General features: G+C 45.5%; 6 protein-coding genes and 1 pseudogene. 5 read left to right on the top strand and 2 right to left on the bottom strand.

What is annotated here, in order from left to right; genetic code table 11:
- The 3 genes and pseudogenes from QUA10_RS17455 to QUA10_RS17445 form a co-directional block, all read left to right on the top strand.
- Positions 1–273: pseudogene (locus tag QUA10_RS17455) on the top strand (hypothetical protein); the annotation flags it as partial.
- A 733-nt stretch (positions 274–1006) separates the two neighbouring features.
- Complete coding sequence (locus tag QUA10_RS17450) at positions 1007–1405, top strand: DUF4342 domain-containing protein (RefSeq protein WP_015175606.1); 399 nt, start codon at positions 1007–1009, stop codon at positions 1403–1405.
- A 749-nt stretch (positions 1406–2154) separates the two neighbouring features.
- The gene (locus QUA10_RS17445; protein WP_333083647.1) at positions 2155–2991 is read left to right on the top strand and encodes a hypothetical protein; all 837 of its coding nucleotides are present in this window, start codon (positions 2155–2157) and stop codon (positions 2989–2991) included.
- A 429-nt stretch (positions 2992–3420) separates the two neighbouring features.
- Here the strand turns inward: QUA10_RS17445 and QUA10_RS17440 are convergent, their stop codons facing one another.
- Positions 3421–4806: a hypothetical protein gene (locus tag QUA10_RS17440; RefSeq protein WP_333083648.1), complete on the bottom strand. Its 1386-nt coding sequence runs from the start codon at positions 4804–4806 to the stop codon at positions 3421–3423.
- Positions 4807–5610: 804 nt separating this feature from the next.
- A complete protein-coding gene (locus tag QUA10_RS17435; protein ID WP_333083649.1) occupies positions 5611–7140 on the bottom strand; it encodes a YifB family Mg chelatase-like AAA ATPase in 1530 nt (509 codons plus the stop codon).
- Between the two features lie 206 nt (positions 7141–7346).
- Between QUA10_RS17435 and QUA10_RS17430 the strand changes: the two genes are divergently transcribed.
- Together QUA10_RS17430 and psbA are read left to right on the top strand one after the other, a co-directional pair.
- Positions 7347–7694, top strand: a complete 348-nt coding sequence (locus QUA10_RS17430; RefSeq protein WP_333083650.1) for a histidine triad nucleotide-binding protein — start codon at positions 7347–7349, stop codon at positions 7692–7694.
- Positions 7695–8239: 545 nt separating this feature from the next.
- Positions 8240–9322 (top strand): photosystem II q(b) protein, encoded by a 1083-nt coding sequence (gene psbA, locus QUA10_RS17425; protein WP_333083652.1) that lies wholly within the window; start codon positions 8240–8242, stop codon positions 9320–9322.
- Positions 9323–9337: the final 15 nt, after the last annotated feature.

Genomic DNA, 9337 nt, shown 5'->3' with positions numbered 1-9337 from the left:
CCGATTCCAGCCGGCGAGTACGAAATACCAACCGAGGGTTATTGGTTGGACACGCGCGGAGTTGAAGGGCTGTTTTTCCATATCACGCCTGACCCAGTAGTATCTATTCACGGGATGCGCGCGGAGTTGGGAATACATTTTGACGCCAATATGCCGGGTACTGCTGGCTGCATTGGAGTGGTTCGACAATTTGGTTGGCGCCGTTTGTGCGATCGGCTCGCATCGATCGCAGAATTGGGCGTTAAATCTTTGCCGCTCACGGTGAAGTATTGAGGTTTAAACACTATATGTAGTGTTGCAATGAAGCTGTGTTGACACTACATCTGGCGTTCTTTAATCCCTGATAGGGTTTTGTGTGGTAGTACCAGCGTGTAAGACTGCCCTTTTTTCAATCCCTGATAGAGAGACGCTGGGAGGCTGGCATCCCGCAAGACTTGTGCAGCGCAAGCTTATTGCCAGCCATCAAAATAATAACATCTGCGTGTGGGGATTCTCATTAGAAACTCTAAGATGTTGATTTGAGGAACCTCCGGGGGTGGGGTTTGGTTGGGCGATCGCACTGAGCTAAATTGAAATGACATTTGAGGAAAGTAAGCGACGGTTTCCATGTGCGGTTTCCCGAACTAGAGGTGGTAATTGTATACACGGCGGGACGATCGTACTTTCAGTACAATGTCACTATTTCAATCGGTACACCTGTTGAGTCTGAGTCTGTGAGAGTGTGAAAGTCGCTCTCATCCTTTGGCTATCTGAATTGGAGGTTTTTCAAGGGTGGGGCGACGCGAGGACCAGAAGCAGACAGTTAACTAAACTGCACAAGGAGAGAGGGACAGATGGGATAAGCCCAGAAGCGAGAGAGTGAGAGAATTTTCATCATCATACCTTCATAAAATCACGACAGCAGCACCAAGATCACCCAAAAGAATGATTGATTCAAAAAAAGTTGCGTGTTATATTTAAATATAATTCTATACAAAAATACTTTTACCTAAAAGGAGAACAAAAAATGGACACACCTACAGATCGCGAACAAGAACCTGTCGGGACAAGAGAACTCGAATCAATACCTGTATCTGAAAAAGTTTCTGCCCAAAAAGTTACTGAGGTTAATTTTGAAACGACTCCTTTAGAAACCCCTGCTTATACTCAGCAAAAAGTTAGCGTCGAGGAGGTGAAAATTAACGGCGACGATTTGGTTGCTAAAGTTAAAGAACTGATTCACGAAGGAAATATCCGACGCATAATTATCAAAAATGAAGAGGGACGGATCTTGGTAGAAGTTCCTCTGACAGTGGGAGTAGTCGGTGGAGTGATTGGTGCGGCCTTGTTTCCAGTCATTGCAGCAGTAGGAGCGATAGGTGCATTAGTTGCTCACATGACTATCATCATTGAAAGAACCGAGTAAAAAAAATTCAGTTGTTAGTAAGGCTTCTGTCCGGTTAATTTCCCGTAATAAAGCTTGTTGGTCGTGAGTACGACTATCCTCTCTTGATGGAGAAGAAAAAACTTGCCTTGATTACTAAAAACTTAATTGTGGCTATTTAACCGGATTTAAAGAAATTTCAAGCATAAAGTGGCTTGATGAATAGAAAGCTAGTAACTCTTACTACTCCCTTCTCTTGTTTCCAGATTTCTCTGATGAATTGTCTTCCCATTCCGACGGTAAAGTTGCCACTTGTAAGGGTGTCATGAATTATCTATAACAATCCTCGCAGCATTTGTGAATTTATTACTTCCTCTCCGCAACTTCGGCGAGGATTGGCGTGGGTTCAAAAATTTACGGCTCCTGCGATTGCTATATGCTTGCAGAGCAAGCATTATAAATAACTCATTTAGCCGGTCTTCTTTGTTGAAGTCCGGCTAATTCTATTCCTTTGGGGACTCTGGCAATCACTCTGAGGGTAGAGCCTGCTTAATACCTTGGCCAGTTATATTTAATACAGATGAAGGAGAAACCAACAGTTCTCTAAACTCCCTAAGCAGAAAGCTGTTAAGCATTTAAACTGGTACGAGCCAAACACCCAACGCTTACACCTGAATCTTGACAGTAAATCAAAATAAGTGATTTAACTGCTCAACAGCTTAGCTCAAGTTTTCAAACCTGAGAATCTCCTAGAGACAAATATTTTTTGAATAATTGTGGCTAAGATAATTATGAAACCTAACGAAGAAAATAGCTCTAGCCGTGAAATTCATCAAGAAGTTCACACAGATGCAACTAACGGTCACGTCAGTACAACGCGAACCACTACAAATGTTCCGAGTACAACGGGTAAGGCTTCTAAAGAAGCAGCTCATCACCAAGGTTATGTACAGGGTGAAATGGCCGAAAACCACCGCCAAGTTGGAGTCCAAGAAGTCCGTGATAACGAGAATGCCGGTCGCGGGTTACTGTTAGGAATTCTTCTTGCTTCTTTGGTAGGCTTAGTTCTCGGCAGTGTATATTACTTCAATCGGGGTGAGGAGGCTCCTACTCCTACCGCTGCTCCTGTGATTGTTGTACCGAAAGCGAATCAGCCTTCAGTAACACCAGCTCCGACTCGGACTATAGAGAGAGAAAAAACGATCATTGAAAAGGTTGTTCCGGTTCAACCATCTCCAGTTCAAAAGGCTACGCCTGCTCCTCAACCAAGTCCAGCTCAAAGCGCAACTCCGACTTCTCAACCAAGTCCGGCTCCCAATATCAATATTACAATTCCAAATTCACAGCAGCAAGATGCACCCGCTCAACAAGCAGCGCCGTCTCCATCTTCGCCGTCAAATAATACCAATACTACGGTTCCGAATTCGCAGACGGAGCCAGATTCCACTCCACCAACTCCAGCACCTGAGAGTTCAGCTACTCCATCTCCAACTCAAGATGATGGTGCTTCTGGAGCAGGTACCAGCGGCAAAACTAATACCGAAAGCCAGAGCGATTCTAATCCTAGAGATACGGCAGTACCTGATAGCAACTCCGGCGCAGAGGGTACGGCTGGTTCACCGCAATAAAAATTTGATGCCGAATTAGTCCGCCAGGGGTACAAACCCCTGACTCATAGCTAAAGTCCTTTAAAGCTGATATCTGGCACCATTCTAAAGAACAGGCTTTCCGGCCTGTTCCACAAAGAGTAGATTTTCTTGTGGAACAGGCCGGAAAGTCTGTTTATAAAATGCTAATTCAGAATAGTGCAATATCTCAGTTAAAGAGGACTTTTTTATGGTTTAAACTGAGATATTGCACCATTCTTAATAATCTTTTTTTTGCGGGTTCTCCTATCCAACCCCTACTCCACACAAGAAAACTCATTCTTTGTGGAACGGGCCCCAGAGCCCCTTATTGAGAATGGTGCAACATCTCAGACTAACCGGACATTGTGGCTGAACTCAAGACACCAGGTTTCTGCGATGGAAAACGTTTTAAGATTATGCCAACCTATCCTAAGAAACTGTTTGGTGAACTAATTTAACTTTCCCTAAAGCCGTCTTTCTGCTATCAAAGAGTTTCATCACGCCGGAGGAGATGGTCTCGATGACATCGGGAGCGCAGTAAGAGAGAAACTCTTCCGAGGAAGTAGGATCTGCAAAAAACTCTTGAGCTTTCTTCAAAAAGTTTTCTGTTTCAGCAAAGCCGATAGATTTGATAATAAACGTAGAAACGGGGGAGTTTTTAATATCATAGCGCGATTCTTGATTGCGTCCTATTTCTAGCAGGTCTAACACTTCTCTTTGCAACTGACTGTCTAAAGGGTAAGCGCTCTGTCTGTTGGGCAAGTAATCTTCCAAAACCGAGGTTTTAAATCCTGGTGTACGCAATTCTCCCATCATAGTTGAAAGCGGAATATCGCGCCCCAAACGGTAGGAAAGAGCTTCTAAAATGGCGATAGTAATTAGCTTTACCCCCAGATAAAGTTTAGCAACTTCGATATTTTTGCGAGTTCTGGCAACCAGGTTAGCGTAGGTTTCATCGTCCGGCTCTTGCATAAACTGCTGGAAAACCAGTTCGGGTTTGAGGAAGTTCAAAAATCCTTCCATTTTTTGCAGAGACCTGCGATATCCGGCAACAGTATAGGAATTAACATTTGTCAATTCGTGGTTGGTTTCTGGCATCAAATTCCAGGTATTGTCTAAGAAATCAGAGGAATTTCGAGAGGCAAAATTCTCGACATCTCTATTTGCTAACCTGACAGCACGCTTGACAAGTTCTACAATTTCTGCAGGGTTCCATCCCAAGTTAAAATCGCAATTTATACTTACCAAACGCTCGTGCAAAAGTTCGATCGCGCTCAAACCGCTGGGCGCAACCGGACGAAAAGGAATAGTAGCTTCGATGCAAGCTGTTATCTCAGCGATCGTACTAGCTGGCAAAAAAGGCTCCAAAGATTTGGCAGCAATAACGGCACTCAAAAATTCGTTTTGGCCGCCAAACGGAGAGAGAGTCTTGCCGGGAATAAACCCAAACACTGAGGCCACTAGCTGATACATGGCATCATCGGGCAGTTCGGTTTCATCTCTAATAACTAACTGCGATCGCACCTCTTTGACAAAAGGACAAAGGGCACTGCTAATATTGAAACTAACGCCCTGATCCACTTGCACGTACACGAGGTCGTGAAACAGCGCAGCCAGCACCTCGATCGGATCGACTGACCCCCCGACCTCAAAAATGTGTTCCGACGTGTGAAAGTAGCGCCAAGGCCCTCTCATCGTTTGAATGATTAGCTCAGCTATCTGCTCCAGCTTTGGAATGTCTACTCTGCCTCCCAATTGCTCGATCGAGCTTACCAAGCAATCCAAGCACCGTTTTTGTTCTGCCAAAAGCTCCATTTACACACCTCCAGTGCATTCCCTGATAGTCTTGCGCTTGATTGAATGGTATCAAAACGCGCTGCGATCGTGCCATAATTCGTCACTCAAAAATTTCAAATTTTATGGTGAAACAGGGAGAGGGGGCGAGGGAAAGAGAAAGAGGGAGGAAGAGCGAGGGAGAGCGAGGGAGAGCGAGAGCGGGAAATTAAATATTAAAAATTCGGCCGTTGTGGAGATTCGGGCAACTTGGGCGATCGGTATCATAAATTACAGTAAAAATGATAAAAAGTGGGTAAAAACTTGATGAATTTTTGATGAAATTATGAGGGATTTTTGACAAAAGCTGTGGGTGGGTGTCCTTGACACCAGCATCAAACTGCGGTGGTATAAATACTGCGTCCGGCCTCAGAATAAGATTCCTAAACTTGCTGATAAACCTCTTGATATTTGCGCTGATACACTTGAGTTGATTAGCTTTCGGGCAGTTGGCCTAAAGCTTCCTCGATCGCCACTTTAACTGCTGCCTTGGTTTGCTGTCGCATCCCAATCTAACACTAACAGAACTTACACAAGTGTCACAAGTTATCCTGACACCATGCACCAAAAAATCAGACAATAAACATGGGAACATGGGGGCGTTTCAGTTGCTCAATTAAATAATTGGACAATATCAATCGAGCTTCAATACCCCCTTAATCCCTTCGTCCCCCTCTGCTGTGACTTCGTATGTTTAGAAGCAATTTAAATCGCCGAATCAACTGTTAGATCCCCAACTTTTTTAAGAAGTCGGGGATCGGGGGATTGTGTCTTTTGAGCGGCTGTTTACTGCATTCGATCGATCGTCCGATACTGCACCGCCTCCGCCACATGATTCGTTTTCAAGCTTTCATCCCCCGACAAATCAGCAATAGTTCTAGCAACCTTCAAAATGCGATCGCTCGCCCTTGCCGAAAGCCCCAACTTCCGAATCGCCATCTCCAATAAATTCCGAGAAGCATCATCCAACTGACACCATTTGTTAATGTGACTGCTTTGCATCTCCGCATTACAGCGCAAACTAGATTCCGACTGAAAACGGCGAGTAGCGAGTTCTCGCGCCCGCTGCACCCTCACCCGCACCGGTTCCGACTCTTCCCCCGTCGGCTGTCGCGTAATTTCTTCCGGTTTCAAACGATTAACGGCCACTTGCAAATCAATCCGATCCATCAAAGGCCCCGACAGTTTTGCCCAATATTGCTCCCTCTTTTGCGGCGAACAAGTACACTGTTGGATCGAATCGCCGTAATAACCGCAAGCGCAAGGATTCGTACTTGCCACTAATGTAAATTGAGCCGGAAACATCACCGATTGTCTAGTTCTAGAAATCGTCACATAACCATCTTCCAGGGGTTGTCGCAAAAACTCCAAAACATCTCTTTTAAACTCAGTTAATTCATCCAGAAAAAGTATGCCACGATGTGCTAAAGAAATTTCACCCGGACGCGGGAAACTGCCGCCACCTACCAAAGAAGGCCCAGATGCCGAATGGTGAGGACTGCGAAAAGGTCGATCGCCCACCAAGCTTCCCTTATCCTTCAACAACCCCGCCACCGAATGAATCTGAGTTACATCCAAAGCTTCATCAAAAGTCAGCGGCGGCAAAATACCCGGCAAACGCCTCGCCAACATCGTCTTACCGCTCCCTGGGGGCCCCACAAAAATTAAATTGTGTCCCCCCGCCGCCGCAATTTCCAAAGCCCGCCGCGCGTGAATTTGCCCCTTTACATCCTTTAAATCTAGACCTGGAAACCGCGTTTTTGCTAACTCTTCTCGACCGTTTACTTCTACAGGCGAATAAACTTGAGGATTGTTCAAAAAATCAGTAACTGCAAAAATATTCTCAAAACCATAAACAGATATTCCGTGTACCAAAGCCGCTTCCTGCGCGTTACCAGCCGGTACAACTAATCCTGAAATACCCATTTTTTGAGCAGCAGCGGCGATCGGCAAAACCCCAGCCACAGGCCGCAAACTCCCATCTAAAGAAAGTTCCCCTAAAAACAAATAATCTCCCAAAAGTTCAGCGCTGACTTGTTCCGATGCTGCTAAAATGCCAATGGCGATCGGCAAATCAAAACTCGGCCCTTCCTTCCGCAAATCTGCCGGTGTCAAATTAATCACAATACTCCGCATCGGAAAACCATATCCCGAATTTTTTAGCGTAGCCTTAACCCTTTCTTTAGCTTCTTGCACCGCAGAATCGGGCAATCCCACAACCACAATTTTCGGTAGCCCCCCTGACACATCAGCCTCAACACCCACCTTTACCGCGTCAATTCCAACGATCGATGCACTCCAAACCCTAGCAAGCATTTTTCTTTATCCTTAATTTGCCTGTCCTTGATTCATCATCTATTATGATTAACAATGACTAATGAATATCGGGAGAGGCAAGAAAAACTTTTCCTTGCCTCTTCTTTTTCTCCTCTTCCCTCTCTCCTGCTGAGTCTTCCCTCTTCCCTCTTCCCGACATCCGTTACCTCCGTTACACAATCCGTTGCCGAACTTCGTTAACACTCATGACAACTCAAGAAACGCTTTTCAGCAAAATCATCCGCAAAGAGATTCCCGCAGACATCGTTTATGAAGACGACTTGGCCCTCGCGTTCCGAGATATCCATCCGCAAGCACCCGTCCACATTCTCGTCATTCCCAAACAGCCTATTGCCAAATTAGCCGATGCCGAGTCAGAAGATCATGCTCTCATGGGACATCTGCTGCTGACTGTCAAACGGGTAGCAGAACAACTCGGACTTAGCAACGGCTATCGCGTCGTCATTAATAGCGGCAGCGACGGCGGCCAAACTGTAGACCATATGCACCTTCACATTCTCGGCGGTCGGCAGATGAAGTGGCCCCCAGGCTAAATCCTAATTTTTACCCCGAACTTGCGGACTCATCCTCAGAAACCCGGTTGATTTCTATTGCCAAGCGCCTCAGAAACCGGGTTTCTTTTTTCGTCAATAAACCCAGTTGATTGGAGATTATTGAGAATGCAGCCCGCACTAGAAACCCGGTTTGCACTATTCTCCAGATAAAAATTTTCCCTCGCAGAATCCACAGGGTATATGTGAATAAATATTAAAAATTCTTTACCCGAGACGTAATTAAGAGATATTTAAACAGAAAGAGAATCGATCTGAACAAAAATAATTTGCTAAAACTGCTGAACCCATCTACAGCTAATAGATGCAGTTCTTCAGGTCGCTATATTTAACCTGTTATGCGGGTAATATTGCTTTGTAAAAAACTACAAATATTTACCAATAATCCAGTTTTTGTAAAAGTTTGTAAAATGTTTAAATTGTCAGCAGAAATTCCTTGGCAAACTTTAGTGAATGGTGTTACTAATATAAGCGTGGGGCATCCCCACAACGAACCTTGAAAATTCAATTAAGCCATCATAAACCAAATGACAACAACCGTACAGCGTCGCGAAAGCGGCAACGTTTGGGAACGCTTTTGTGAATGGGTCACAAGCACTGAAAACCGGATTTACATCGGTTGGTTCGGCGTCTTGATGATTCCCACCTTGCTCAGCGCCACCATCTGCTACATCATCGCCTTCATCGCTGCTCCTCCAGTGGACATCGACGGCATCCGCGAACCAGTTGCAGGTTCCTTGATGTACGGCAACAACATCATTACTGGTGCTGTTGTTCCTTCATCGAATGCGATCGGGCTTCACTTCTATCCCATCTGGGAAGCAGCTTCCCTTGATGAATGGTTGTACAACGGCGGCCCCTACCAATTGGTAGTATTTCACTTCCTGATTGGCATTTTCTGCTACATGGGTCGTGAATGGGAACTGTCCTACCGCTTAGGTATGCGTCCTTGGATCTGCGTGGCTTACTCTGCACCAGTTGCAGCAGCCACCGCAGTATTCTTGATTTACCCGATCGGACAAGGCAGCTTTTCTGACGGTATGCCCTTGGGTATCTCCGGCACATTCAACTTCATGATCGTGTTCCAAGCTGAGCACAATATCCTGATGCACCCCTTCCATATGTTGGGAGTTGCTGGTGTCTTCGGCGGTGCTCTGTTCTCCGCCATGCACGGTTCCTTGGTAACATCTTCTTTGGTTCGTGAAACAACCGAAACTGAATCTTTGAACTACGGTTACAAATTCGGTCAAGAAGAAGAAACCTACAACATCGTTGCAGCCCACGGCTACTTCGGTCGTTTGATTTTCCAATACGCGAGCTTTAACAACAGCCGTTCTTTGCACTTCTTGTTAGGTGCATGGCCAGTTGTCGGTATCTGGTTTACCTCTTTGGGTATTTCCACGATGGCGTTTAACTTGAACGGTTTCAACTTCAACCAATCGGTTATCGACTCGCAAGGTCGCGTCATCAACACTTGGGCTGATGTGATCAACCGCGCTAACTTGGGTATGGAAGTAATGCACGAGCGCAACGCTCACAACTTCCCCCTCGACTTGGCCGCCGGTGAAACAACTCCCGTAGCAATGGTTGCTCCTTCCATCAACGGCTAAATTTAGCTTTTGATT

Origin of the sequence: Microcoleus sp. Pol8_D6 (assembly GCF_036700965.1) — a bacterium.
GTDB lineage: Bacteria > Cyanobacteriota > Cyanobacteriia > Cyanobacteriales > Microcoleaceae > Microcoleus.
The sequence above is the reverse complement of the archived record's forward strand: the minus strand, read 5'-3'. Positions and strand labels throughout refer to the sequence as shown.